At 50.2% G+C, this 261-nt stretch carries 1 protein-coding gene; it reads right to left on the bottom strand.

Going from position 1 to position 261, the window contains the following annotated elements:
• Positions 1 to 25: 25 nt before the first annotated feature.
• On the bottom strand, positions 26 to 261 hold a 236-nt coding region (locus RYX56_RS23345), incomplete at its 5' end, for a hypothetical protein (RefSeq protein ID WP_317124256.1).

The raw sequence follows: 261 nt of genomic DNA, 5'->3' as shown, positions 1-261 counted from the left end.
GCTGCATATAACACGCAAGAATACATCAGAGAGTCCACGGATCGGGCTCGGCAGTGGAAGAAAGAGACCGCCTTGGAGGACAAAGTACACCACAATTACGGCGGCTAGAGAAAGCAACACTGCCGCATGCGATGCCAGCACCACCACGACCAACAAAGGAGGGGGTAACGGTTCCATCACCCGGAATCACATAAATGTGATTAAAAAGACCTATACGAACAAGACATCCGCCAGGTTTCCCACTGCGGCCAATTTTTTTAA

Source organism: Alkalihalophilus lindianensis (assembly GCF_032843265.1).
Taxonomy (GTDB): domain Bacteria; phylum Bacillota; class Bacilli; order Bacillales; family Bacillaceae_D; genus Alkalihalophilus; species Alkalihalophilus lindianensis.
This window is presented reverse-complemented; position numbering and strand designations above follow the sequence as displayed.